Here is a 25,052-nt window from a genome sequence, read left to right as displayed (position 1 = left end):
AGAGATTTCATATGAATCAACGCTGGCAACAGGCCGGACATCGCGTTAAGCCGGGCCTGAAATTCGCAGGGAAGCTGGTTTTACTTACCGCACTGCGTTACGGCCCTGCAGGCGTGGCCGGGTGGGCCATTAAATCTGTCGCCCGTAAACCCGTCCGGATGCTGCTTGCGGTGGCGCTGGAGCCGATGCTGAAAAAAGTGGCTAACCGCGTCTCACGCCGATACTTCTCCCGCTAATTCCTCACCGCACCAGCCCTTTTCGCAATGAACAGGGCTGGCGACGTTTCTTCTTATTTCATCCTTTCTTTGCGTCAGTTCACATTAACGATCTGCGCGCCTTTATGATCGCGTTTTTCTGCCGCCTGGTCCGTTGACAGATATTTACCATGGGAGTAGATTGCCCTTCGTGGGACCGCTACCATGGAAAATAATGTGAACGACAAAATTAAAAATTTAATCAATCTTATTTACGGGAAAACGTTTTCTGAACGCCATCTTGAGATGTTGTCAGAAAACATCAGCCGGGGGGCTTCTCGTATTAACGAGAGGCGTAAGCCAGGATGGGATGAAAAAGATATCGTCCTGATTACCTATGCCGATCAATTTTTTGCGAAAGGGGAGAAGGCGCTGCCCGTTTTTACGCGCTTTTATAATAGGTGGCTTGCACGCTCTTTTTCTCATGTCCATCTCTTGCCTTTTTATCCATGGTCATCTGACGATGGATTTTCCGTTATTGATTATCACCAGGTCGCGCCTGAAACAGGCACGTGGCAGGATATTGCCGATTTAAAACAGTCGACCGGTCTGATGTTTGATTTTGTTTGCAACCATATGTCAGCCAAAAGCCAGTGGTTTGCTAATTACCTTAAACAAGCCCCAGGCTATGAAGATTTCTTTATTTCTGTCGCACCTGGAACCGATTTATCCGCCGTGACGCGCCCGCGGGCATTACCGCTCCTGACACCATTTACGCTGGAGGATGGCAGCGTACGCCATCTGTGGACCACCTTCAGCGAGGACCAGGTCGATCTCAATTTCGCCTCGCCAGAGGTGTTGATTGCCATGGTGGACGTGCTCCTGCATTACCTGGCGGAAGGGGCCCGTTATATCCGCCTGGATGCGGTTGGCTTTATGTGGAAGATCCCCGGAACCACCTGCATCCATCTTGAGCAGACTCACCGCCTTATCCAGCTCTTCCGCGCCATTACTGATGCGGTCGCGCCTGGCACGGTGCTGATCACCGAGACCAATGTTCCCCATAAAGATAACGTTTCCTATTTTGGCGACGGGCAAAATGAGGCGCAGATGGTATATCAGTTCTCATTACCTCCGCTTGTGCTGCATGCTATCCATCGTCAGGATGTCCGCGCCCTCTGTCAGTGGGCGACGACGCTGAATCTGCCTTCAGTCAAGACCACCTGGTTTAACTTTTTAGCTTCTCACGATGGCATCGGCCTTAATCCGTTGCGGGGTATTTTACCCGAGCCAGAGATCCTCTCCCTGGTAGAGAAACTCCAGCAGGAAGGGGCGCTGGTCAACTGGAAAAATAATCCTGACGGTACGCGAAGCCCGTATGAAATCAACGTAACCTATCTCGATGCATTAAGTTCAAAAGACGCTGCAGAGGATAAACGCATTGCGCGCTTTATTCTGGCCCATGCGGTGCTATTAACTTTCCCGGGTGTGCCGGCGATCTATATTCAAAGCATCCTGGGTTCAGGTAACGATTATGAAGGGGTTAAACGTCTTGGCTATAATCGTGCGATTAATCGTAAGAAATACCCTGCCGGGCAGATTGATGCGGAACTGGAAAATAAACGTAGCCTTCGCCATAAGATTTATCATCAATTAAGCGATCTGATTGCCCTTCGTCGCGCAGAAAAAGCATTTCATCCTGACAGTCAGGCTTTATTTGAAACATCAGGGGAACTTATTCTTAAAATTACTCGTGTTGCCGATAAGGGTGAGCGGATAACGGCATTATTTAATTTTAGCGATCGTATTCAGTCTGTTTATTCGGAAGATTTATCCGGTACGGACCTGATTTCACACCAGGATATTCGCGGTACGGATCTGTCCCTGAATCCATGGCAGGTAATGTGGATTAAAGAACACTAAAAAGGACCCTAACAATGAAGATACCCAAAATTGTGCTGATCTCAGCACTGGTTTCGTGCGCCCTGTTGACAGGCTGTAAGGACGATAAAAAGTCTCAGGTCACCATCGAGTTTATGCACTCCTCGGTGGAACAGGAGCGCCAGGCGGTGATTACTCGTCTGATTGAGAAATTCGAGAAAGAGAATCCTGGCATCACGGTAAAACAGGTGCCGGTGGAAGAGGACGCCTACAACACCAAGGTCATTACTCTGGCGCGAACCGGTGCCCTGCCGGAAGTGATAGAGGTGAGCCACGACTATGCAAAAGTCATGGACAAGGAGCAACTGCTGGATCGCGCTGCTATCAGCGACGCCATTAATGCCGTAGGGGAAGAGACCTTCTATGACGGCATTCTGCGCGTGGTGCGTACGGAAGACGGCGCGGCGTGGACCGGGGTACCCATCAGCGCCTGGCTGTCCGGCGTCTGGTACCACAAAGACGTTCTCGCCGCTGCGGGCCTTGAGGAGCCACGCAACTGGGATCAATTGCTGAATGCCAGCCAGAGGCTCAACGACCCAGCCAACAAACATTACGGCATTGCGTTACCCACAGCGGAAAGCGTGATGACAGAGCAGGCATTCTCGCAGTTTGCCCTCTCGGGTGGCGCGAATGTCTTTGATGCGAAAGGCGATATTGAGATCGATACCCCTGAAATGGCGAAAGCGCTGGCATTTTATAAAGGGCTGGCGGCCACCACCATGCCGGGGTCCAACGACGTCATGGAGATCAAAGACGCCTTTATGAACGGCTCCGCGCCGATGGCCGTTTACTCCACCTACATACTCCCGGCGGTGTTCAAAGACGGAAACCCTGCCAACCTGGGATTTGTCGTCCCGACGGAAAAATCCTCTGCGGTCTACGGCATGGTGACCTCCCTGACCATCACCTCTGGCCAGAGCGAAGAGGAGACCAAAGCAGCAGAGAAATTTGTCACCTGGATGGAGCAGGCTCAAAACGCAACCGACTGGGTGATGATGTCGCCGGGTGCGGCGCTGCCGGTTAACAAGCTGGTGGTCGGGACCGAAACCTGGAAAAACAACGATGTGATTAAAGCCTTTGGGCATCTCCCTTATGAGCTGATCGCCCAGTTCCCTAATGTGCAGGTGTTTGGTGCCGTGGGTGACAAAAACTTTACCCGCATGGGTGACGTCACCGGGTCCGGCATTATCAGTTCTATGGTGCATAACGTCACCGTGGGTCAACAGGACCTCAACGCGACGTTAAGCAGCAGCCAGAAGCGACTGACTGACCTGATCACACAACGATAGGGGCGCACTGCGGAAGGGAATTATGAAAACGTTGTTTTCTGGTCGTTCAGATATGCCTTTCGCCATACTGCTGTTGGCCCCCAGCCTGATTTTGCTGGGGGGCCTGGTGGCCTGGCCGATGATATCCAACATTGAAATCAGTTTTTTACGCTTGCCGCTCAATCCGCGCATCGATGCGGTGTTTGTGGGGCTGGATAACTACATTCGCATTTTGAGTGATGCCGCGTTCTGGCACTCCCTGTGGATGACGTTCTGGTACACCGCGCTGGTGGTGATGGGCAGCACGGGGTTAGGGCTGGCGGTCGCCGTCTTCTTTAACCGGGAATTTCGCCTGCGTAAAACGGCGCGCTCCCTGGTGATTTTGTCCTACGTCACCCCGTCGATATCGCTGGTCTTTGCCTGGAAGTATATGTTCAACAACGGCTACGGGATTGTGAACTAACTGGGTGTGGATCTGCTGCATCTATACGATCAGGCCCCGCTGTGGTTCGACAACCCCGGCAGCAGTTTTGTACTGGTGGTGCTGTTCGCCATCTGGCGCTACTTCCCGTATGCGTTCATTTCGTTTCTGGCCATTCTGCAAACCATCGATAAGTCATTGTACGAAGCGGCAGAAATGGACGGGGCCAATGCCTGGCAGCGTTTTCGCATCGTCACGCTGCCCGCGATTATGCCGGTGTTGGCCACGGTCATCACGCTGCGCACTATCTGGATGTTCTACATGTTTGCCGACGTGTATCTGCTGACCACCAAGGTCGATATTTTGGGCGTCTATCTCTACAAAACCGCCTTTGCCTTTAACGACCTCGGTAAAGCCGCGGCGATCTCGGTGGTGCTGTTCGTAATTATCTTTGCCGTCATTCTGCTGACCAGAAAAAGGGTAAACCTCAATGGCAACAAATAAACGCCTGCTGGGCCGGCTCGGTTTTTATCTGGGGCTGGCGGTGTTCCTGATTATCACGCTGTTCCCGTTCTTCGTGATGTTAATGACGTCGTTTAAGAGCGCGAAAGAGGCGATATCGCTGCACCCGACCATTTTGCCGCAGGCGTGGACCCTGCAGCATTACGTCGACATCTTCAACCCGCTGATCTTCCCGTTTGTGGACTACTTCAGAAACAGCATGGTGGTGTCGCTGACCTCATCGGTGATCGCCGTATTTCTCGGCACGCTGGGGGCGTATGCCCTCTCTAAACTGCGGTTTAAAGGGCGGGCGACGATCAATGCCAGCTTCTACACCGTCTATATGTTCTCCGGGATTTTGCTGGTGGTACCGCTGTTCAAAATCATCACTGCACTCGGAATTTATGACACCGAGCTGGCGCTGATTATCACCATGGTGACCCAGACGCTGCCGACGGCGGTATTTATGCTGCGCAGCTATTTCGACACCATCCCGGACGAGATCGAAGAGGCCGCGATGATGGACGGCCTCAACCGCCTGCAGATCATCTTTCGCATTACCGTGCCGCTGGCGATTTCCGGGCTGGTGTCGGTCTTCGTCTACTGCTTTATGGTGGCGTGGAACGACTATCTGTTCGCCTCTATTTTCCTGTCCAGTGCCAGCAACTTCACCTTGCCGGTAGGGCTTAACACGCTCTTCAGCACGCCGGATTACATCTGGGGTCGCATGATGGCCGCCTCGCTGGTGACGGCACTTCCGGTGGTGATCATGTACGCGCTGTCAGAACGTTTTATTAAAAGTGGTTTGACCGCCGGGGGCGTAAAGGGCTGAGGCGGCCGATTTTAACAAGGAGTCAGTCATGAAGAAGTTAGTTGCGACAGCGCCCCGCGTGGCGGCGCTGGTGGAGTATGAAGATCGTCCGGTTGCCGTTCACGAAGTGAAGATTCGCGCCCGCTTTGGCGCACCGAAACACGGTACCGAGGTGGTGGATTTCCGGGCGGCGAGTCCGTTTATCGATGAAGAGTTTAACCCGGAGTGGCAGATGTTTACCCCGCGTGAAGAGGGTACGGCTCGTGGGATCGAATTCGGCAAATTCCAGCTGGGGAATATGATCGTCGGCGACATCATCGAGTGCGGCACTGACGTGACGGATTACCAAGTTGGCGAGAGCGTCTGCTGCTACGGGCCGCTGCAGGAAACGGTGATTGTTAATGCCGTCAATAACTACAAGCTGCGCAAAATGCCGCAGGGCGCGTCGTGGAAAAATGCCGTCTGCTATGACCCGGCGCAGTTCGCCATGAGCGGCGTACGGGATGCCAACGTGCGGGTCGGGGATTTCGTGGTGGTAGTCGGGCTGGGGGCGATTGGTCAGATAGCCATTCAGCTGGCGAAAAAAGCCGGAGCATCAATTGTTATCGGCGTCGATCCTATCGAACACCGCTGCGAGATTGCCCGCCGCCATGGGGCGGACCATTGCCTCAATCCGATCGGGACAGATGTCGGTCTGGAAATCAAAAAGCTGACCGGTAAGCAGGGCGCGGACGTCATCATCGAAACCAGCGGCTTTGCCGATGCGCTGCAATCCGCCCTGCGCGGGCTGGCCTACGGCGGAACGATCTCTTACGTTGCCTTCGCGAAACCCTTCGCAGAGGGCTTTAATCTCGGACGTGAGGCGCATTTTAACAACGCGAAAATTGTCTTCTCCCGCGCCTGTAGCGAGCCTAATCCGGATTACCCGCGCTGGGATCGCAAGCGGATCGAAGAGACCTGCTGGGAATTGCTGATGAACGGATATCTCAACTGTGAGGATCTGATCGACCCGGTAGTGACCTTCACCACCAGCGCTGAAAGCTATATGCAGTATGTCGATCAGCACCCGGAACTGAGCATCAAAATGGGCGTCACTTTCTGAGCTAAGGAGAGCACACAATGAAAATCGCAACGCAAAATCAGGCCTTTTTTCCGACCAACATCCTGGAGAAATTCAGGTTCATCAAAGCCATGGGGTTTGACGGCTATGAGATCGACGGCAAGTTGCTGGTGGAGAATCTGGATGAGGTGAAAGCCGCCATTAAAGCCACTGGCTTACCGGTGACCACCGCCTGCGGCGGCTACGACGGCTGGATCGGTGACTTCATCGAAGAGCGTCGCCTGAACGGGTTACATCAGATTGAACGCATTCTTGAAGCGCTGGCTGAGGTCGGAGGAAAGGGCATTATCGTTCCTGCCGCCTGGGGGATGTTTACCTTCCGCCTGCCGCCGATGACCTCCCCGCGCAGCCTCGACGGTGACCGCAACGCGGTGAGCGCCTCGCTGCGCTGGCTGGATGAGGTGGCGGCGCGTACCGGGACTACCGTCTACCTGGAGCCGCTGAACCGCTATCAGGATCATATGATCAACACCCTGGCGGATGCGCGCCGCTATATCAAAGAGAACGCCCTGAAGCAGGTGCAGATCATCGGCGATTTCTATCATATGAACATCGAAGAAGATTCGTTGACGGAGGCGCTGCATCACAACCGGGATCTGCTTGGGCACGTGCATATTGCCGATAACCACCGTTATCAACCGGGCAGCGGCAGCCTGGATTTCGCCACTCTGTTCGATCAACTGCGTGCCGACAATTATCAGGGCTACGTGGTGTACGAGTGTCGCGTTCGTGCTGACGATCCTGCGCAGGCTTACCAGGACTCCCTCACTTATTTGCGTGAATGCTAAGGATGACGAGCGTGATAAGTGCTTCAACAGCTTTGCCTCTGCGCGTCGCCATCATCGGCGCCGGGCAGGTTGCAGACAAAGTGCATGCCTCGTATTACGCCACGCGCAGTGATGTTCAGATGGTGGCTGTCATGGACAGCCGCCTGGAACAGGCTCAGGCGTTTGCGGAACGTCATGCTATCCCGTCGGCATGGCAGGACGCGCACGAGATGCTGGAAACGGTCAAGCCGGAAGTGGTGAGCGTCTGTTCGCCCAACCGCTTTCATTATGAACATGTCATAGCGGCCCTGGCGGCCGGGTGCCATGTGATGTGTGAAAAACCGCCCGCCATGACGCCACAGCAGGCCGATGAGATGCGTCTCGCGGCCCGCAGGGCGGGGAAAGTGCTGGCCTATGATTTTCACCACCGTTTTGCTCAGGATACACAACTGCTGCGTGAGGCCGTGCAGAGCGGCACCTTCGGGGAGATCTATTTCACAACGGCCCAGGCGCTGCGCCGCTGCGGTGTGCCGGGGTGGGGCGTGTTTACCAACAAATCCCTGCAGGGCGGCGGACCCTTGATTGATATCGGCATTCATATGCTGGATGCCGCGATGTATGTGCTGGGGTTCCCGGCGGTAAAACGGGTGACGGCGCACAGCTTTCAGAAGCTGGGAAATCGTAAAAACCGGGGGCAGTTCGGCGAGTGGGATCCCGCTCAGTTTACGGTTGAAGATGCCCTGTTCGGGACGATTGAGTTCTGCAATGGCGGCGTTCTGCGGCTGGACACCTCCTTTGCGCTGAATATCCGCGAGCAGTCGATCTTGAATGTCTCCTTCTGCGGTGAAAAGGCCGGGGCAACGCTGTTCCCGGCCCATATTTATCACGACGAAGCAGGGGTATTACAGACAATCGCGCAGCGTGAAGAGGCGGACGATCAGCGGCATCTGCGCAGTATGGATGCTTTTGTTCGCCATCTGTTCGGCGAGCCGGTGATGATCGCCGATGCGGAGCAGGGGCTGGTGATCCAGCAGCTGGTCGCCGCGCTATATCAAGCGGCGGAAACAGGGGAAAGCGTGACCTTATGCTGAACCTGTCTGTATTAACCGATCCGGGCTTCTGCCCGCATAGCCTGAATAAATACGCATCCATTATGGCTGGCGGTAATGGCTACATGGGCGTTCGCGCCACGCATGAAGAAGATTACACCCGGCAAACGCGCGGTATGTATCTTGCCGGTCTCTATCATCGCGCAGGCTGCAACGAGACCAACGAGCTGGTCAATCTGCCTGATGTGGTCGGTATTGATATTGAGCTCGATGGCGAGAATTTTACCCTGCTAGCAGGGGAGATCCTGAGCTGGCAGCGAGAACTGGCTTTCGCCAACGGGGAACTGCGTCGCAGCGTCCTCTGGCGCTCGCCGGGAGGGAAACGCTACCGGCTGGAGAGCCGTCGGTTTGTTTCGCTGGCTCAACTCCCGCTGGTGGCAATGCAGCTCTCCATTACGCCGGTAGATGACGCTTCGCAGGTGGTGTTGAAGACCGGCATCGACGCGACCCAAACCAATACCGGCAGGCAGCATCTGGATGAGATGTCGGTCAGAGTCTTCGACCAGCATTACCTGCAGGGAGTATATGAGACGCAGGACCACGCCGCAGAGGTGGTGATGTCGGCATACTGCTGCCTGTCGACGCAGAGCGACAGCTGTTTTACCGCAAAAAATCGTCGTATTACGGCCCACCAGGCATTCAGGATCCCGCAGGGTGACACTGTCACGCTGGAGAAGCTGGTGTGGGTCGCACACCGCAGGGACAAAACCCTTTCACAGGAGGCTTTCGCCCGGAATGCGCTGGCAGAGCTGAAAGTCTGTGCGGTGAAAGGCTACGCCGCCTTGCTGAAAAGTTCTGCCGACGCCTGGGAAAAAATCTGGCGTGACGGGCGGGTGGAAGTGGCTTCAACGGAACCTCAGGACCAAATCGCGCTGGATTACGCCGTCTGGCATCTGACGGCCATGACGCCAGCCCATGACGAACGCAGCAGCATCGGGGCTAAAGGGCTCTCCGGGGAAGGGTATAAAGGACACGTTTTCTGGGATACGGAAATTTTCCTGCTGCCTTTCCATCTCTTTACCCGGCCTCAGATTGCCCGCAGCCTGCTGCGTTATCGCTGGCTCAACCTCCCGGGGGCGCGAGAAAAGGCCCGCCGTAATGGCTGGCCAGGCGCGCTGTTCCCATGGGAAAGCGCCGCCAGCGGTCAGGAAGAGACGCCGGAGTTTGCGGCGATCAACATCCGCACCGGGACGCGACAGAAAGTGGCCTCTGCGCTGGCTGAACACCACATTGTGGCGGACATTGCCTGGGCCGTCGTCGCCTACTGGCAGGCGACGCACGATGATGACTTTATGCGCAATGAAGGCCTGAAGCTGCTGATGGAAACCGCGACGTTCTGGATGGGGCGCGCCACCGAGGTTAACGGTCGTCTCGAGATCCATGACGTGATCGGGCCGGATGAATACACAGAACATGTGAATAACAACGCCTATACCAACTATCTGGCCTGGCACAATGTCGCCAGCGCATGTGAGTTTATGGCGAGGTTTAACCGTGAAGATGCGTGTTTTACGCAAAATGCCAGCCGTTTCCTGGAACGCTTATGGCTGCCGGAGGCCAGACCCGACGGGGTGATCCCGCAGGATGACAGCTTCCTGGCGAAACCGGTTATCGATCTGAGTCGCTACAAAGCGCAGGCGGGCAAACAGACCATCCTGCTCGATTACTCCCGGGCGGAAGTGAATGAGATGCAGATCCTGAAGCAGGCGGATGTGGTGATGCTCAATTACCTGTTACCGGAACGGTTTACGCCGCAGCAGTGCGCCGCCAATCTGGCGTTCTACGAGCCGCGCACCATCCACGACTCTTCCCTGAGCAAGGCTATCCACGGGATTGTGACCGCCCGCTGCGGCGACACGGAAGGGGCATACGCCTTCTGGCGTGACGGTATCGCCATCGATCTGGGGGATGATCCGCACAGCAGTGATGACGGCATCCACGCTGCCGCCACCGGCGCAATCTGGTCCGGCGTGATTCAGGGGTTTGCCGGATTGCAGATCGTGGAAGGGGAACTGCACCTTGCCCCGCGCATCCCCGCCCACTGGCAAAAGCTCACGTTCCCGTTACGGTGGCGAAATGCGCGCATGCATTTCACCCTTGAGAATGCGGTGTTAACCATCGAAACCTCGGCTCCCGTCACCTTAACGCTGTGGGGTAAAACCCTTATGACTTCAGGTCGGCAAGTCTGGCCGCAGAAGGATTTTATAACGCCTGATACTGGGACCGCTACCACGGAGGGAAGCCATGACGCCTGACGCCGTTGTGTTTGATTTGGACGGGGTGATCACCGATACCGCGCATCTGCATTTCCTTGCCTGGCGAGCCGTGGCGCAGGAGATCGGCATCACCTTTGACGAAAACTTTAACGAACACCTGAAGGGGATCAGCCGCATGGACTCCCTGCAGCGGATCCTGCAACACGGCGGGAAAGCCGGGGCGTTTAGTGATAAGCAGCGTCTGGCCTTGGCCGGGAAGAAAAACGATCTCTATGTCCGGTCGCTGGCATCGCTGACGCAAGCGTCACTCCTGCCGGGAATCCGCGAGGTGCTGGCGGAGATCCGCGCCGCGAAGGTCAAGATTGGGCTGACCTCGGTTTCCCTTAATGCCCCACGAATAGTGCAGGCGCTGGGGGTACACAAGGCGTTTGATTTTTGCGCCGATGCGTCCCGTATTGCCTGCTCAAAACCCGACCCGGAGATCTTCCTCGCGGCCTGTGCCGGGCTGAAGGTACGCCCTGAAAGCGCCATCGGGATAGAAGATGCTGCAGCAGGCGTTGAGGCAATCAACGCGGCGGGCATGTTGTCGGTGGGGATTGGCTCGGGCCTGGAGCAGGCGGGACTACAACTTCATTCAACGCGGGAACTGACCTGGAAATGCCTGACCGATTTCTGGGCATCCCGGCCGGTATTGATAAGGAACTAACAATGGCTCAACTCTCTCTGAAACACATTCAGAAAATCTACGATAACCAGGTCCACGTGGTGAAGGATTTTAACCTCGAGATTGAGGACAAAGAGTTCATTGTCTTCGTTGGGCCGTCGGGGTGCGGTAAATCGACCACGCTGCGCATGATTGCCGGTCTGGAGGAGATCAGCGCCGGTGAACTGGTGATCGACGGCGTCTGCATGAATGACGTCCCGGCCAAGTCGCGTGACATCGCGATGGTCTTCCAGAACTATGCGCTCTATCCGCATATGACGGTGTACGACAACATGGCCTTTGGCCTGAAGATGCAGAAAATCGCGCCCGCGGTGATTGAAGAGCGGGTTAGCTGGGCGGCGCAGATCCTGGGCCTGCGCGACTACCTCACGCGTAAGCCTGGGGCGTTATCCGGCGGCCAGCGCCAGCGTGTGGCGCTCGGCAGGGCGATCGTACGCGAAGCGGGGGTGTTCCTGATGGATGAACCGCTCTCAAACCTCGACGCCAAGCTTCGCGTACAGATGCGCGCCGAAATCAGCAAGCTGCACCAGAAGCTCAACACTACCATGATCTATGTTACCCACGATCAGACCGAAGCCATGACCATGGCGACCCGTATCGTGATCCTCAAGGACGGTATCATTCAGCAGGTGGGGGCGCCGAAGCAGGTCTATAACGAACCGGCCAATATGTTTGTGGCAGGCTTTATCGGTTCGCCAGCAATGAATTTTATTCGCGGGGCGATAGACGACCGCTATTTCGTGACCGAAACGCTGCGGCTGGCGATCCCTGCGGACCGGCTCGCCAGACTCAATGCGCTGGGATACCAGCGCAAAGCCGTGGTCTTTGGCATTCGGCCAGAAGATATTTTCACGCTTCAAAACGCTGGTGAGGATATTACGGCAAAAGTCAGCGTTGCGGAGCTGACGGGCGCGGAGTTTATGCTCTATGCCACCGTGGGCGGACATGAACTGGTGGTCCGCGCTGGTGCGGCAAATGACTATGCCGCCGGAGATAATATCGGCATCCAGTTCGATATGAATAAGTGCCATTTCTTCGACGCTGAAACTGAAGCGGCTATTAGATAAGAAAGGTCTTCGCCGGGAATATTCATTTCCGGCTTTTTTGTGTGTAAATGATAAAGGACTATTTTAATGAGTACTCTACTAAGACGTGCTGCGCTCGTTCTGTGCGCAGGGATCGGCTGCGCGCAAGCAACCGAAACAGCTAAACAGTGGGAATTTAATATTGGAGCCATGTATGAAATTGAAAACGTCGAAGGGCAGGGTGACGATAAAGATGGATTATATGAACCTTCCGTCTGGTTTAATGCCACATGGGACGCCTGGACGCTCTCGCTTGCCATGTATCAGGAAGGGCCCGTTGATTACAGCAGCATGACGCGTGGCACCTGGTTCGATCGGCCTGAGTTCGAATTACGTTATCGCTTTATCCGTTCTGATGACTTTACGCTGGGCCTGACCGGCGGGTTCCGTAATTATGGTTATCACTTTAAAGATGAACACGGCGCGAAAGACGGCAGCGCAAATATGCAGCGCTATAAAGTTCAGCCGGACTGGGATCTTAAATTAACCGACGACTGGCACTTTGGCGGCTGGTTAGCCCTGTATCAGTTTGCCAACGATCTGGAGAAAACGGGGTATGCCGACAGCCGGGTTGAAACAGAAACCGGGTTTACCTGGGCTATTAACGAAACGGTCTCTGCGAAAGTAAATTATTATCTGGAGCGCGGATTTAATATGGATGGTTCGCGTAATAACGGTGAGTTTTCCACCCAGGAGGTTCGCGCCTATCTGCCCATTGCACTGGGGCAGACCACATTAACCCCTTATACCCGACTGGGCCTTGACCGCTGGTCGAACTGGGACTGGCAGGACGATCCGTCGCGGGAAGGGCACGACTTTAACCGCCTGGGCCTGCTGTACGCCTATGATTTCAATAATGGATTATCCATGACGCTGGAGTATGCCTACGAATGGGAAAACCATGACGAAGGCGACAGCGATCGCTTCCACTATGCCGGTATCGGCGTCAACTACGCGTTCTGACAGACGGATCCCCAGGGGCTCATGGCCCCTGGTGTTAACGCGCGACGTCGGCGAACGTTAAATGGGTATCCACCAGTACCTTGCGCGGGGCCGGTTTACCTGCGATGCGCTTGAACAGAAGGTCGCAGCTCTCTTCTCCCAGCTTACGCGTTGGGATGTCAAAGCCTCCGGGTGCAGGGGTCAAAATGAGCGACAGCATCGGGTCACTGTAACCCGCCACCGCCACCTGTTCAGAGAGTACCAGCTTTAATTCATCCGCTGCGCGATACAGGCTGAGCAACTTCATGCTGTCAGTAGCAAATACCGCGTCCGGCGGCCTGGCTGACGACAGTAATTCACGGGCCGCAGCAAGCGCACTTTCGTGGGTATATCCCCCATCGATGATCCACTCCGGGTTAATCGCAATATTATGCTTTTCCAGGCTGGCTTTATAACCCGCCAGACGATCAACAGAGACGTGATAATCGAGAGGAGCATGCAGACAGGCAATGTTACGGCGCCCGTTCTTAATAAAATTATCCGTCAGTGTGGCGCTGTCGTGAAAATTATCGGTATCGACAGAGTAGATATTCTGATATTCACCTTCCACTTTCCCGATAACAACCACCGGTACGCCATAAGGGTCCAGCGTTGAGAAAAAGGATTCATCTGCCGGAGAGCTCAACATAATGATCCCTTTGATCATCTTTTGTTTTATTTTGTTCACGCATTTCAGCAGATCGTCTTCACTGCTTTTTGACGTTTGCAAAATGACGTCAAACTCTTCCTCTTCTGCTTTTGCAGTAATGGCATGCAGAACATCGGAGAAAAAAGGATTGCCGGCGGTGGTTTTAGTAGAGCGGGTCGAAATAACCATAATGGCGTCAAAGCCAGAAGAGGTCAGGGCGCGGGCCACTTTATTGGGCTGATAATTTAATTCTTCGATCGCCTTCAGCACTTTTTCCCGCGCTTCAGGGGAAATATTCGTTTGCTTATTCAGAACCCGGGACACGGTTGATTTCGATACGCCAGCAACGCGCGCAATATCATAGATGGTGGGTGACATACACCTTACTCACTCCGATAGACGGCAATGAGGGCCATCTTACTGGAGAAAAAACGGCAATAGCAATAATTATGAATTGATAATCAACGAACTGCCCCAATTTACTGTATTCTGAGGCAAGTGATTCCAGGCTTCCAGGCAATGAAGGATGACGATGAAGCGACTTAAAAATGAACTCAATTCTCTGGTCAATCGTGGGGTTGACCGTCATTTACGCCTGGCGGTCACCGGACTGAGCCGCAGCGGCAAAACCGCGTTTATAACGGCAATGGTCAATCAACTCCTTAACCTGCACGCCGGGGCGCGTTTACCTCTGCTGAGCGCCGTGCGCGAAGAGCGCCTGTTGGGCGTAAAGCGCGTGCCGCAGCGCGATTTTGGCATTCCCCGTTTTACCTACGATGAAGGGCTGGCCCAGCTGTATGGCTCTCCGCCCACCTGGCCGACGCCGACTCGTGGGGTGAGCGAGATCCGTCTGGCGCTGCGTTTTCGCTCTAACGATTCGCTGCTGCGTCACTTTAAAGAGACCTCCACCCTCTATCTGGAGATCGTCGATTATCCGGGTGAATGGCTACTCGATCTGCCGATGCTGACCCAGGATTATCTGAGCTGGTCGCGACAGATGACCGGTTTACTGCAGGGGCAACGCGCGGAGTGGTCAGCCCGCTGGCGTACGCTGTGTGAGGGGCTGGATCCGCTGGCCCCTGCCGATGAAAACCGGCTGGCGGCCATCTCAGAAGCCTGGACCGATTATCTGCATCAATGCAAAAAAGAGGGGCTGCACTTTATCCAGCCGGGCCGCTTCGTGCTGCCGGGCGATATGGCCGGTGCTCCGGCGCTGCAATTCTTCCCCTGGCCGGATGTGGACGCCGTTGGCGAATCTAAGCTTGCCCAGGCAGATAAACAGACCAACGCCGGAATGCTGCGGGAACGTTTCAACTACTACTGCGAAAAAGTGGTGAAGGGGTTCTACACCAACCACTTCTTACGCTTCGACCGCCAGATCGTGCTGGTGGATTGCCTGCAGCCGCTCAACAGCGGCCCGCAGGCCTTCAACGACATGCGTCTGGCCCTCACCCAACTGATGCAGAGCTTCCACTACGGGCAGCGCACGCTGTTCCGTCGCCTGTTCTCCCCGGTGATCGACAAACTGCTCTTCGCCGCCACCAAGGCGGATCACGTCACGGTGGATCAGCACGCCAATATGGTGTCGCTCCTGCAACAGCTCGTGCAGGATGCCTGGCAGAACGCGGCGTTCGAAGGCATCAGCATGGACTGTCTGGGCCTGGCCTCGGTGCAGGCCACCCAGAGCGGATTGATTGACGTCAATGGCGACAAAATCCCGGCGCTGCGCGGGCACCGCCTGATCGATGGCGCCCCGCTGACGGTCTACCCCGGCGAGGTTCCCGCCCGGCTGCCCGGCCAGGCGTTCTGGCAAAAGCAGGGCTTCCAGTTTGAAGCCTTCCGCCCGCAGACAATGAACGTTGACCAGCCGCTTCCGCACATCCGTCTCGATGCCGCGCTGGAGTTTTTAATTGGAGATAAATTGCGATGACCGAACCCTTAAAACCGCGGATGGATTTCAGCGGGACACTGGAGCAGGAACAGCAAGAGGCCTTCAAGGCGTCACAGACTTTCGATGCGACGCAGGCTGAGCAGTTTGCCCCGGTGGTGACGGACATGCTTCCCGCTGAAGAGGGACAGGCCGAAGCCGTGGTTGAGGCAGCCCTGCGCCCGAAACGCAGCCTGTGGCGCAAAATGGTCAGCGCCGGACTGCTGCTGGCTGGCGTCACGGTGGTGGGACAAGGCGTACAGTGGGCGATGAACGCCTGGCAAACCCAGGACTGGGTGGCGCTGGGTGGATGCGCGGCCGGGGCGCTGATCGTCGGCGCAGGCGTGGGCTCCATTGCTACCGAATGGCGACGCTTATGGCGACTGCGCCAGCGCGCGCACGAGCGTGACGAAGCCCGGGATCTGCTCAATAGCCACGGCACCGGTAACGGACGGGCGTTTTGCGAAAAACTGGCGAAACAGGCCGGGCTGGATCAGTCTCACCCGGCGCTCCAGCGCTGGTATGCCGCGATCCACGAAACGCAGAACGACCGGGAAGTGGTCTCGCTGTATGCTCATCTGGTTCAGCCGGTGCTCGATGGCCAGGCGCGTCGGGAGATCAGCCGCTCGGCGGCAGAGTCGACCCTGATGATCGCCGTCAGCCCGCTGGCACTGGTGGATATGGCCTTTATTGCCTGGCGTAACCTGCGCCTGATCAACCGCATCGCCGCCCTCTACGGCATTGAACTGGGCTATTACAGCCGCCTGCGACTGTTCCGTCTGGTTCTGCTGAATATGGCCTTTGCCGGCGCCAGCGAGGTGGTGCGCGAAGTGGGAATGGACTGGATGTCGCAGGATCTGGCCGCACGCCTCTCGGCCCGCGCGGCCCAGGGGATTGGCGCCGGATTGCTGACCGCGCGGCTGGGGATCAAAGCGATGGAGTTGTGCCGTCCTCTACCGTGGACAGCGGACGATAAACCACGTTTGGGCGATTTCCGCCGGGAATTAATCGGCCAGCTGAAAGAAACGCTCAATAAAAAACCGCAGTAGCCCTTCCGCCTCGCACATAATTCCGCCTCTCGCTTCACAGGCTGTCAATATTTGTTGACAGCCTTCTTCCCGATCGCCGATATCTGGCTTATCATTTCAGAGTTACTGTTTATAGAGTGATTTTCCCATGCGTCTGGAAGTGTTTTGTAAGGACCGTCTCGGCCTGACTCGCGAGTTACTCGATCTCCTTGTTTTGCGTAGCATTGACCTGCGTGGAATTGAGATCGACCCTATCGGGAAGATTTACCTGAACTTTGCCGAAATTGCATTCGATACATTCAGCAGCTTGATGGCTGAAATCCGCCGTATCGCTGGCGTTACGGATGTGCGCACCGTGCCGTGGATGCCCTCCGAGCGCGAGCATCTGGCTCTGAGCGCACTGCTGGAAGCGATGCCGGAGCCGTTCTTGTCCCTGGATCTGAAGGGCAAAATTGACCGGGCCAACCTGGCGAGCTGTCAGCTGTTTGCCCAGGAGCAGGACAAGCTGAGCAGCCACAATGCCGCCCAGTTGATCCCCGGCTTCAACTTCCAGCGCTGGCTGGAGAGCAACCCACGCTCGACCCACAGCGAGCATGTGATCATCAACGGGCAGAATTTCCTGATGGAGATCACTCCGGTCTACCTGCAGGGTGACAACGACGACCGCACTCTGACCGGGTCGGTGATCATGCTCCGCTCCACGGTGCGCATGGGACGTCAGCTGCAAAACCTTTCCAGCCAGGATGTCGGCGCCTTTAGCCAGATCATCGCCGTCAGCCCGAAAATGCGCCACGTGGTGGAGCAGGCGCGCAAGCTGGCGAATCTGGCGGCGCCTCTGCTGATTACCGGCGATACCGGCACCGGCAAGGATCTGCTGGCCCATGCGGTACATCAGGCGGGCCCGCGTGCGGCTAAACCTTATCTGGCGCTGAACTGCGCCTCCATCCCGGAAGACGCCGTCGAAAGCGAGCTGTTCGGCCACGCCCCGGAAGGCAAAAAAGGCTTCTTTGAGCAGGCCAACGGCGGCTCGGTGCTGCTGGATGAGATCGGTGAAATGTCACCGCGGATGCAGGCCAAACTGCTGCGTTTCCTTAACGACGGTACGTTCCGCCGGGTGGGGGAAGATCATGAGGTGCATGTGGATGTACGCGTGATCTGCGCCACCCAGAAGAACCTGGTGGAGCTGGTGCAGAAGGGTGTCTTCCGGGAAGATCTCTATTATCGCCTTAACGTCCTGACGCTGAATATCCCGCCACTGCGCGATTGCCCGCAGGACATCATGCCGCTGACCGAGCTGTTTGTGGCGCGCTTTGCCGACGAACAGGGCATTCCACGGCCGAAGTTTTCGGCCGATCTGAATACGGTGCTTACCCGTTACGGCTGGCCGGGAAATATCCGTCAGCTGAAGAATGCGATTTATCGCGCGCTGACCCAGCTTGAAGGCTATGAGCTGCGGCCGCAGGATATTTTGCTGCCAGATTATGACGCCGGTACGGTGGCGGTGGGCGAAGAGGCGATGGAAGGGTCGCTGGATGACATTACCAGCCGCTTCGAACGCTCGGTGTTAACGCAGCTGTACCGCAACTATCCCAGCACCCGCAAGCTGGCGAAACGGCTGGGTGTATCGCATACCGCGATTGCCAATAAACTGCGTGAGTATGGACTGAGCCAGAAGAAGGGTGACGAGTAAAAGAAAAAAGCCTCCGCAGGGAGGCTTTATTTTTGGTCTCAGGCTTTCAGCGCTTCCAGCGCGGCAGCATAGTCCGGCTCGGTGGTGATTTCATTCACCAGGTGGCTGAACACGACGGTGTCGTTTTCGTCGATCACCACAACTGCGCGGGCAGCCAGGCCTTTCAGGGCGCCTTCAGCGATGCCCACACCGTACTGCTCCAGGAATTCCGGGTTACGCAGGGTGGAGAGGGTGATGACGTTGCTCAGGCCTTCAGCACCGCAGAAACGAGACTGGGCGAACGGCAGGTCGGCGGAGATGCACAGCACAACGGTGTTGTCCATTTCAGTCGCCAGCTGATTGAATTTACGCACAGATGCGGCACATACGCCGGTATCGATGCTTGGGAAAATGTTCAGTACTTTACGTTTGCCGGCAAACTGGCTCAGCACGACGTCAGACAGATCTTTTGCCACGAGCGTAAACGCCTGCGCTTTGCTGCCAGTCTGAGGAATGGATCCTGCAACAGAAACCGGGTTGCCCTGGAAATGAACGAGTTGTGACATAGTTATCTTCCTGTTTACATATAGTTAACGTCGCCGTTAGTGTATGTCATCAGCCAATAACACAGCAAACCCTATTTACGCGAAGCCGCTATACAGGAGTGAGTGATGAGAACCCTCAAGGTTTATGAAGAAGCCTGGCCATTGCATACGCCGTTTGTGATCTCCCGGGGAACCCGGAGCGAGGCCTGCGTGGTGGTAGTCGAAATAGAGGAAGAGGGTGTCAAAGGGGTGGGGGAATGTACCCCGTACCCGCGGTATGGTGAAAGTATCGCCTCGGTGATGGCGCAGATTATGGCACTGGGGCCGGAACTTGAGCAGGGGCTTAGCCGGGAAGCACTGCAGACGCTGCTGCCACCCGGTGCGGCGCGCAATGCCGTTGACTGCGCCCTGTGGGATTTAGCCGCGCGCCAGCAGGGGATCCCGCTGGCCGCTCTGGCCGGGGTGACGCTGCCGCAAACGGTGGTGACCGCCCAGACGGTGGTGATCGGCGAACCCGCGCAGATGGCCGCCAGCGCCAAAGCCCTGTACGCCGCCGGGGCGCGACTGCTGAAAGTGAAGATGGACGATCGTCTGATCAGCGAAAGGATGGTCGCCATTCGCGGTGCAGTTCCTGAGGCTACGCTGATCGTTGATGCTAACGAATCCTGGCACAGCGAAGGGCTGGCCGCGCGCTGCCAGCTGCTGGCGGATCTGGATGTTGCCATGCTCGAGCAACCCTTGCCTGCGGGTGACGATGCCGCGCTGTCGAATTTCATTCACCCGCTGCCCATCTGCGCCGACGAAAGCTGCCATACGCGCGCGAGCCTGCCCGCCCTGAAAGGGCGCTACGAGATGGTGAATCTTAAGCTGGATAAAACGGGTGGGATCACTGAAGCGCTGGCGCTGGCCGCCGAGGCGCGGGAGAACGGTTTTGCGCTGATGCTGGGCTGTATGCTCTGCACCTCACGCGCCATTAATGCGGCGTTACCCCTGGCGGGCGAGGTGCAGTTTGCCGATCTGGATGGCCCGACCTGGCTGGCGGTGGACGTCTCACCGGCGCTGCATTACACCACCGGCGTAGTTCATCTCTGAGGTTCCCAGCGCAGCAGATCGGTCATCGCTCTCAGGTATTTCTCACTGGCCTCGTCGGAGGAGATCGGCGGGAACTCGGCGGTGATGCAGTGCAGGCTTAAATCAGCGCACCAGCTGCCGAACGATCCCGGCGTTTCATACCCGACGCTGGTGACCAGTGGCAGCGAAAACGCATCAGCCAGCCAGCGTCCCAGCGCGGTATGGGCCGGATCCTCAATGCAGGCCAGCGGATCGTGAAATGACACCACCCAGGCCGGATGCAGCTTGTGGATCAGGTGACACAGCGCTTCCGTTTCCGGCTCTGAGCCCGGTTTGTCACCGGTCAGCAATACCACATCCCGGTCCTGGGCGGCACTGTTCCAGCGGTAAACCGTCTCGCCTTCACGCCAGTTGGCCGCCGGGAAGTTACGATTTAAATCCACGCCGCGGGCGTTGGCGCGCAGCCCCAACTGACAGCCGTCCGGGTTGACGGTTAAAATGACATGGTGACGACGAAGATCCGGGGCGAGGGTGCGCAGGGCGCAGGAGAGGGTTACTATCGATGAGTTTTCATCCCCGTGGGTCCCGGCAATGATCAGGCCGCTGTTGCGATCGGCCTGCGGCGCAGGGAACCAGATCAAGGGCGCGCCGAGGAACGAGCGGCCATAATGTTCGGTTCCAGGCGGGAAAGCACCACGTTCCGTTCTTGGGCGAGTAAGGGACATAGATGTTCCTGAATCAAAGTTATACTACTGGCAGTGTTGTGCAAAACACACGGTTAATCAAATAGTTTCAGTGCCGGGGCAAAACCGGCCGATATCAACTTTCCGACGGAAGTTGTTTGCATTTCCCTGTTCTGAAACAAATAATTACGCATCTGCTCGTTACCCATCATTTCAAAGGGGATCTCATGAAGCATCCGGTTTCGTTGATTTGTTCTGCCCTGTGGTTGTGTGGCTTCTCTTCTTATTCCTTTGCTGCGGATGTGCCCTCCGGGACGACGCTGGCGCCGAAGCAGGAACTGGTGCGTCATATTAAAGATGAACCGGCCTCGCTGGATCCCGCCAAAGCGGTGGGGCTGCCCGAGATTCAGGTGATCCGCGATCTGTTTGAAGGCCTCGTCAATCAGAACGAAAAGGGTGAACTGGTTCCAGGGGTTGCCACCCGCTGGCAGAGTAACGATAACCGCGCCTGGACCTTCACCCTGCGCGAGAGCGCCCGGTGGTCTGACGGTACCCCCGTCACCGCACAGGATTTTGTCTACAGCTGGCAGCGCCTGGTGGATCCGAAAACCACGTCGCCGTTCGCCTGGTTTGCAGCGTTGGCGGGGATCAGCAACGCGCAGGCCATCATCGATGGCAAGGCTACGCCGGATAAGCTGGGCGTGACCGCGGTGGATAACAGAACCCTGCGCGTGCAGCTGGATAAACCGCTGCCGTGGTTTGCCAACCTGACGGCGAGCTTCGCCTTCTACCCGGTACAAAAAGCCAACGTGGAGAGCAGCGCGGAGTGGACCCGGCCCGGTGCGCTGGTGGGTAATGGGGCATACATTCTGAAAGACCGGGTGGTCAATGAGAAGCTGGTTGTTGAGCGCAACACTCATTACTGGGATAACAACAAAACGGTGCTGCAGAAAGTGACCTTTATCCCGATTAACCAGGAGTCCTCTGCCACCAAGCGCTACCTGGCGGACGATATCGACATCACTGAATCATTCCCTAAAAACCTCTACCAGAAGCTGCTGAAGGACATTCCGGGCCAGGTCTATACCCCGCCGCAACTCGGCACCTATTATTATGCTTTTAACACCCAGAAAGGCCCGACGGCGGATGCCCGGGTGCGTCTGGCGCTGAGCATGACCATCGACCGGCGGATCATGGCCGAGAAAGTGCTGGGCACCGGTGAGAAACCGGCATGGCACTTCACGCCGGACGTCACCGCAGGCTTTACCCCTGAGCCATCTCCCTTCGAGCAGATGAGTCAGGAAGAGATGAATGTGCAGGCCAAAACGCTGCTGCAGGCGGCAGGATACAACGCGCAGAAACCTCTCAAGCTGACGCTGCTGTACAACACCTCGGAAAACCACCAGAAAATCGCTATCGCGGTGGCATCAATGTGGAAAAAGAATCTTGGCGTCGATGTGAAGCTGCAAAATCAGGAGTGGAAAACCTATATCGACAGCCGTAACACCGGTAATTTCGATGTGATCCGCGCTTCGTGGGTGGGGGATTATAACGAGCCGTCGACGTTCCTCTCGCTGCTGACCTCCACGCATACGGGTAATATCTCCCGCTTTAACGATCCGGCGTATGACAAGGTGATAAATCAGGCGTCGCTGGAGACCACCGTTAAGGCCCGCAACGCGGATTACAATACGGCGGAGAAAATCCTCGCCGAAAAAGCGCCAATTGCGCCGATCTATCAGTACACCAACGGGCGCTTAATCAAACCCTGGGTGAAAGGCTATCCGATCAACAACCCGGAAGATGTGGCGTACAGTCGCACAATGTATATCGAGAAGCATTGACGGGGCCTGCGTAAGACAGGCTCTGCTGTAACCGGAACTGGCGCGATCATCAGCGCCAGTTTTCATTTAACAGTCAATTATAACTGCGCCCATTCTGATTTTTATTTTCCTTTATTAAACTCGCTGCGCCATTTATAAACCTCATTGATTTAATAAAGGAGAAGTATTCAGTGTAAAAATAGTACCTTGCTATTTGCGAGGGACATCTCTTCTTTATGCCTGCGCGAATGATTAAAGTCCTGAATATATAATTGCTATCTGATATTGCTTATTGTGGGGAATTAACGATATCTGTTAGAGGGAAGTCTAGTTTTGGACCACGAGTTAGTTGATTCATTCTAATTAATTGGTCTAATATCGACCCCGGCGAACAAATGTAGATTTACTTAATAACTATTCCTTAAGGAAAAGGGACTGCTATGGCTGATACATTTCAGAATGAGGTGCCCAAGGCACGCATAAATTTAAAACTGGCCCTACACACCGGCGGCGCACAGAAGAAAGTTGAACTGCCGCTGAAGCTTCTTACTGTGGGTGACTTCAGTAATGGCAAAGAAAACCGGCCGTTATCCGAACGTGAGAAGATAAACGTCAATAAAAATAATTTTGACAGTGTACTTTCGGAATTTAACCCGGAAATTAACCTGGATGTGCAGAACACGCTGGCGGGTGAGGGTTCAGAAGAAAATATCCGACTGCAGTTTTCCAGCATGAAAGATTTCGAGCCAGAACAGGTTGCCCGTCAAATTCCTCAACTTCGCGCCATGTTGGCGATGCGTAATTTATTACGTGATTTGAAATCCAATCTCCTTGATAACGCCACTTTCAGAAAAGAACTCGAGAAAATTCTCAAGGATCCGGCGCTGTCTCAGGAATTACGTGACGAAATGAGTGCGCTTGCCCCGAAATAAAATGCGGGCATCTCTTTTAATGGATTAACCGGGAATATGCTGATGTCTGTGAATACTGAAACTGGCTCTGCTCAGGGGCAAACCACCGTACTGGAAAAAGAGGGCGTTTACGCCTCCCTGTTTGAAAAAATTAACCTCACCCCGGCGTCCAGCATCGGGGATATTAATGCGTTTCTGGATGATGCCGCGCTGGCTGATGCCCCTGCAGGCGAGCGCCTCACTGCCGCCATGCAGGTGTTTATGGACTGTATCCGTAAATCTGGCCAGCAGGTGGAAAAGCTCGACAAAACGCTGATCGATCACCATATCGCCGAACTGGACTTTCAAATAAGCCGCCAGTTGGATGCGGTGATGCATCATGAAGAATTCCAGAAGGTAGAGTCCCTGTGGCGCGGCCTGAAACAGCTGGTGGACAACACCGACTATCGCCAGAACGTGAAAACAGAAATTCTTGACGTTTCCAAAGACGACCTGCGTCAGGACTTTGAGGATGCACCAGAGCTTATCCAGAGCGGACTTTATTGGCACACCTACACTGCTGAATACGATACCCCGGGCGGTGAGCCGATTGGCTCGGTGATTTCCTCTTACGAATTTGACGCCAGTCCGCAGGACGTGGCGTTGCTGCGCAATATCTCAAAAGTCTCCGCCGCGGCGCATATGCCGTTTATCGGATCTGTCGGGCCAAAATTCTTCCTGAAAGAGTCGATGGAAGAGGTGGCGGCCATTAAAGATATCGGCAACTACTTCGATCGTGCCGAGTACATCAAATGGAAATCCTTCCGCGACACCGACGACTCCCGCTATATCGGTCTGGTAATGCCCCGCGTACTCGGACGCCTGCCGTATGGCCCGGACACTGTGCCGGTACGCAGCTTCAATTACGTTGAGCAGGTGAAAGGGCCGGACCACGAGAAATACCTCTGGACCAGCGCGTCGTTTGCTTTTGCCTCCAACATGGTGAAGAGCTTCATTAATAATGGCTGGTGCGTGCAGATCCGCGGCCCACAGGCCGGTGGCGCAGTGAAAGATCTGCCGATCCATTTGTACGATCTGGGTACCGGCAACCAGGTGAAGATCCCGTCCGAAGTGATGATCCCGGAAACCCGCGAGTTCGAATTCGCCAATCTCGGTTTCATCCCGCTGTCGTACTACAAAAACCGCGACTACGCCTGTTTCTTCTCGGCCAACTCCACACAAAAACCGGCGCTGTACGATACGGCAGATGCCACGGCTAACAGCCGCATCAACGCGCGCCTGCCTTATATCTTCCTGCTGTCCCGTATCGCTCACTACCTGAAGCTTATTCAGCGCGAAAACATCGGTACCACCAAGGACCGTCGCCTGCTGGAGCTGGAGCTCAACACCTGGGTACGCGGTCTGGTGACCGAAATGACCGATCCGGGCGACGAGCTGCAGGCCTCTCATCCGCTACGCGACGCGAAGGTGATTGTGGAAGATATCGAGGACAACCCGGGCTTCTTCCGCGTGCGGCTGTATGCAGTACCGCACTTCCAGGTGGAAGGGATGGATGTGAATCTGTCGCTGGTTTCCCAGATGCCAAAAGCGAAAGCGTAAGGCGGTAGC

General features: G+C 55.7%; 21 protein-coding genes and 1 pseudogene. 19 read left to right on the top strand and 3 right to left on the bottom strand.

What is annotated here, in order from left to right; translation table 11 throughout:
- The first annotated feature begins 11 nt into the window (after positions 1–11).
- The 12 genes and pseudogenes from pspD to SOM40_RS12790 all read left to right on the top strand — a co-directional run bounded on the left by pspD (position 12) and on the right by SOM40_RS12790 (position 13,120).
- Positions 12–236, top strand: coding sequence for a phage shock protein PspD (pspD, locus tag SOM40_RS12845; protein ID WP_106993126.1), 225 nt, complete (start codon positions 12–14; stop codon positions 234–236).
- Between the two features lie 183 nt (positions 237–419).
- The gene (locus SOM40_RS12840; protein ID WP_106993125.1) at positions 420–2,117 is read left to right on the top strand and encodes a sugar phosphorylase; all 1,698 of its coding nucleotides are present in this window, start codon (positions 420–422) and stop codon (positions 2,115–2,117) included.
- Between the two features lie 14 nt (positions 2,118–2,131).
- Entirely contained in the window at positions 2,132–3,424 is a 1,293-nt protein-coding gene (locus tag SOM40_RS12835; protein WP_106993124.1) for an ABC transporter substrate-binding protein, read from the top strand.
- A 22-nt stretch (positions 3,425–3,446) separates the two neighbouring features.
- Positions 3,447–4,328: pseudogene (locus SOM40_RS12830) on the top strand (carbohydrate ABC transporter permease).
- The gene (locus SOM40_RS12825; RefSeq protein ID WP_166182665.1) at positions 4,315–5,157 is read left to right on the top strand and encodes a carbohydrate ABC transporter permease; all 843 of its coding nucleotides are present in this window, start codon (positions 4,315–4,317) and stop codon (positions 5,155–5,157) included. The pseudogene SOM40_RS12830 and the gene SOM40_RS12825 overlap by 14 nt, the downstream one beginning before the upstream one ends.
- 28 nt (positions 5,158–5,185) lie before the next feature.
- The gene (ycjQ, locus tag SOM40_RS12820) at positions 5,186–6,238 is read left to right on the top strand and encodes a D-guloside 3-dehydrogenase (protein WP_225758630.1); all 1,053 of its coding nucleotides are present in this window, start codon (positions 5,186–5,188) and stop codon (positions 6,236–6,238) included.
- 17 nt (positions 6,239–6,255) lie between these two features.
- Positions 6,256–7,044, top strand: coding sequence for a 3-dehydro-D-guloside 4-epimerase (gene ycjR / locus SOM40_RS12815; protein ID WP_106993120.1), 789 nt, complete (start codon positions 6,256–6,258; stop codon positions 7,042–7,044).
- A gap of 11 nt (positions 7,045–7,055) precedes the next feature.
- Positions 7,056–8,114 carry a D-glucoside 3-dehydrogenase gene (gene ycjS, locus SOM40_RS12810; protein ID WP_225758631.1) on the top strand — a complete coding sequence of 353 codons (1,059 nt, stop codon included), beginning with the start codon at positions 7,056–7,058 and terminating at the stop codon, positions 8,112–8,114.
- The gene (locus SOM40_RS12805) at positions 8,108–10,387 is read left to right on the top strand and encodes a glycoside hydrolase family 65 protein (protein ID WP_320530097.1); all 2,280 of its coding nucleotides are present in this window, start codon (positions 8,108–8,110) and stop codon (positions 10,385–10,387) included. The genes ycjS and SOM40_RS12805 overlap by 7 nt, the downstream gene beginning before the upstream one ends.
- Complete coding sequence (gene pgmB, locus SOM40_RS12800) at positions 10,377–11,054, top strand: beta-phosphoglucomutase (protein WP_320530096.1); 678 nt, start codon at positions 10,377–10,379, stop codon at positions 11,052–11,054. Before SOM40_RS12805 ends, pgmB begins: the two co-directional genes overlap by 11 nt.
- A gap of 2 nt (positions 11,055–11,056) precedes the next feature.
- On the top strand, positions 11,057–12,139 hold the full coding sequence (locus SOM40_RS12795) for an ABC transporter ATP-binding protein (RefSeq protein WP_166182659.1): 1,083 nt from the start codon (positions 11,057–11,059) through the stop codon (positions 12,137–12,139).
- Positions 12,140–12,205: 66 nt separating this feature from the next.
- Positions 12,206–13,120 (top strand): OmpG family monomeric porin, encoded by a 915-nt coding sequence (locus SOM40_RS12790; RefSeq protein WP_320530095.1) that lies wholly within the window; start codon positions 12,206–12,208, stop codon positions 13,118–13,120.
- A 34-nt stretch (positions 13,121–13,154) separates the two neighbouring features.
- Here SOM40_RS12790 and SOM40_RS12785 read toward each other — a convergent pair whose 3' ends face one another.
- Positions 13,155–14,165 carry a LacI family DNA-binding transcriptional regulator gene (locus SOM40_RS12785; protein WP_320530094.1) on the bottom strand — a complete coding sequence of 337 codons (1,011 nt, stop codon included), beginning with the start codon at positions 14,163–14,165 and terminating at the stop codon, positions 13,155–13,157.
- Positions 14,166–14,319: 154 nt separating this feature from the next.
- Between SOM40_RS12785 and SOM40_RS12780 the strand changes: the two genes are divergently transcribed.
- From SOM40_RS12780 to tyrR, 3 genes are all read left to right on the top strand, one after another.
- Positions 14,320–15,717, top strand: a complete 1,398-nt coding sequence (locus SOM40_RS12780; RefSeq protein WP_320530093.1) for a YcjX family GTP-binding protein — start codon at positions 14,320–14,322, stop codon at positions 15,715–15,717.
- Positions 15,714–16,763: a YcjF family protein gene (locus SOM40_RS12775; RefSeq protein ID WP_106993114.1), complete on the top strand. Its 1,050-nt coding sequence runs from the start codon at positions 15,714–15,716 to the stop codon at positions 16,761–16,763. The genes SOM40_RS12780 and SOM40_RS12775 overlap by 4 nt, the downstream gene beginning before the upstream one ends.
- Before the next feature lie 127 nt (positions 16,764–16,890).
- Positions 16,891–18,432, top strand: a complete 1,542-nt coding sequence (tyrR, locus tag SOM40_RS12770) for a transcriptional regulator TyrR (protein ID WP_106993113.1) — start codon at positions 16,891–16,893, stop codon at positions 18,430–18,432.
- Positions 18,433–18,470: 38 nt separating this feature from the next.
- Here the strand turns inward: tyrR and tpx are convergent, their stop codons facing one another.
- Positions 18,471–18,977 (bottom strand): thiol peroxidase, encoded by a 507-nt coding sequence (tpx, locus tag SOM40_RS12765; protein ID WP_032611112.1) that lies wholly within the window; start codon positions 18,975–18,977, stop codon positions 18,471–18,473.
- A gap of 105 nt (positions 18,978–19,082) precedes the next feature.
- Here tpx and ycjG point away from each other — a divergent pair, with 105 nt between their 5' ends.
- Positions 19,083–20,048, top strand: coding sequence for an L-Ala-D/L-Glu epimerase (gene ycjG, locus SOM40_RS12760; protein WP_106993112.1), 966 nt, complete (start codon positions 19,083–19,085; stop codon positions 20,046–20,048).
- Here ycjG and mpaA read toward each other — a convergent pair.
- Entirely contained in the window at positions 20,039–20,752 is a 714-nt protein-coding gene (mpaA, locus tag SOM40_RS12755) for a murein tripeptide amidase MpaA (RefSeq protein WP_262673604.1), read from the bottom strand. The genes ycjG and mpaA overlap by 10 nt on opposite strands.
- 185 nt (positions 20,753–20,937) lie before the next feature.
- Here mpaA and SOM40_RS12750 point away from each other — a divergent pair, with 185 nt between their 5' ends.
- The 3 genes from SOM40_RS12750 to tssC all read left to right on the top strand — a co-directional run bounded on the left by SOM40_RS12750 (position 20,938) and on the right by tssC (position 25,043).
- Complete coding sequence (locus tag SOM40_RS12750) at positions 20,938–22,554, top strand: peptide ABC transporter substrate-binding protein (protein ID WP_320530092.1); 1,617 nt, start codon at positions 20,938–20,940, stop codon at positions 22,552–22,554.
- 419 nt (positions 22,555–22,973) lie between these two features.
- Positions 22,974–23,465: a type VI secretion system contractile sheath small subunit gene (gene tssB, locus SOM40_RS12745; protein WP_106993109.1), complete on the top strand. Its 492-nt coding sequence runs from the start codon at positions 22,974–22,976 to the stop codon at positions 23,463–23,465.
- Between the two features lie 42 nt (positions 23,466–23,507).
- Entirely contained in the window at positions 23,508–25,043 is a 1,536-nt protein-coding gene (gene tssC, locus SOM40_RS12740) for a type VI secretion system contractile sheath large subunit (protein ID WP_320530091.1), read from the top strand.
- The last annotated feature ends 9 nt before the right edge of the window (positions 25,044–25,052 follow it).

Source organism: Leclercia sp. CFBP8987 (genome assembly GCF_034044995.2).
In the GTDB taxonomy this organism is placed as follows: Bacteria; Pseudomonadota; Gammaproteobacteria; order Enterobacterales; family Enterobacteriaceae; genus Enterobacter; species Enterobacter tamurae.
Note: the sequence above shows the minus strand (reverse complement) of the source record. Positions and strands in the feature narration are given on the sequence as shown.

What these genes read in the sequence shown, in the direction of transcription:
- pspD (WP_106993126.1), top strand. Translation starts at nt 12, where the DNA reads ATGAATCAACGCTGGCAACAGGCCGGACATCGCGTTAAGCCGGGCCTG.
- SOM40_RS12750 (WP_320530092.1), top strand. Translation starts at nt 20,938, where the DNA reads ATGAAGCATCCGGTTTCGTTGATTTGTTCTGCCCTGTGGTTGTGTGGC.
- tssC (WP_320530091.1), top strand. Translation starts at nt 23,508, where the DNA reads ATGTCTGTGAATACTGAAACTGGCTCTGCTCAGGGGCAAACCACCGTA.
- SOM40_RS12805 (WP_320530097.1), top strand. Translation starts at nt 8,108, where the DNA reads ATGCTGAACCTGTCTGTATTAACCGATCCGGGCTTCTGCCCGCATAGC.
- pgmB (WP_320530096.1), top strand. Translation starts at nt 10,377, where the DNA reads ATGACGCCTGACGCCGTTGTGTTTGATTTGGACGGGGTGATCACCGAT.
- mpaA (WP_262673604.1), bottom strand. Translation starts at nt 20,752, where the DNA reads ATGTCCCTTACTCGCCCAAGAACGGAACGTGGTGCTTTCCCGCCTGGA.
- SOM40_RS12775 (WP_106993114.1), top strand. Translation starts at nt 15,714, where the DNA reads ATGACCGAACCCTTAAAACCGCGGATGGATTTCAGCGGGACACTGGAG.
- SOM40_RS12785 (WP_320530094.1), bottom strand. Translation starts at nt 14,165, where the DNA reads ATGTCACCCACCATCTATGATATTGCGCGCGTTGCTGGCGTATCGAAA.
- ycjR (WP_106993120.1), top strand. Translation starts at nt 6,256, where the DNA reads ATGAAAATCGCAACGCAAAATCAGGCCTTTTTTCCGACCAACATCCTG.
- SOM40_RS12780 (WP_320530093.1), top strand. Translation starts at nt 14,320, where the DNA reads ATGAAGCGACTTAAAAATGAACTCAATTCTCTGGTCAATCGTGGGGTT.
- tssB (WP_106993109.1), top strand. Translation starts at nt 22,974, where the DNA reads ATGGCTGATACATTTCAGAATGAGGTGCCCAAGGCACGCATAAATTTA.
- tyrR (WP_106993113.1), top strand. Translation starts at nt 16,891, where the DNA reads ATGCGTCTGGAAGTGTTTTGTAAGGACCGTCTCGGCCTGACTCGCGAG.
- SOM40_RS12825 (WP_166182665.1), top strand. Translation starts at nt 4,315, where the DNA reads ATGGCAACAAATAAACGCCTGCTGGGCCGGCTCGGTTTTTATCTGGGG.
- SOM40_RS12835 (WP_106993124.1), top strand. Translation starts at nt 2,132, where the DNA reads ATGAAGATACCCAAAATTGTGCTGATCTCAGCACTGGTTTCGTGCGCC.
- SOM40_RS12840 (WP_106993125.1), top strand. Translation starts at nt 420, where the DNA reads ATGGAAAATAATGTGAACGACAAAATTAAAAATTTAATCAATCTTATT.
- tpx (WP_032611112.1), bottom strand. Translation starts at nt 18,977, where the DNA reads ATGTCACAACTCGTTCATTTCCAGGGCAACCCGGTTTCTGTTGCAGGA.
- SOM40_RS12790 (WP_320530095.1), top strand. Translation starts at nt 12,206, where the DNA reads ATGAGTACTCTACTAAGACGTGCTGCGCTCGTTCTGTGCGCAGGGATC.
- ycjG (WP_106993112.1), top strand. Translation starts at nt 19,083, where the DNA reads ATGAGAACCCTCAAGGTTTATGAAGAAGCCTGGCCATTGCATACGCCG.
- ycjQ (WP_225758630.1), top strand. Translation starts at nt 5,186, where the DNA reads ATGAAGAAGTTAGTTGCGACAGCGCCCCGCGTGGCGGCGCTGGTGGAG.
- SOM40_RS12795 (WP_166182659.1), top strand. Translation starts at nt 11,057, where the DNA reads ATGGCTCAACTCTCTCTGAAACACATTCAGAAAATCTACGATAACCAG.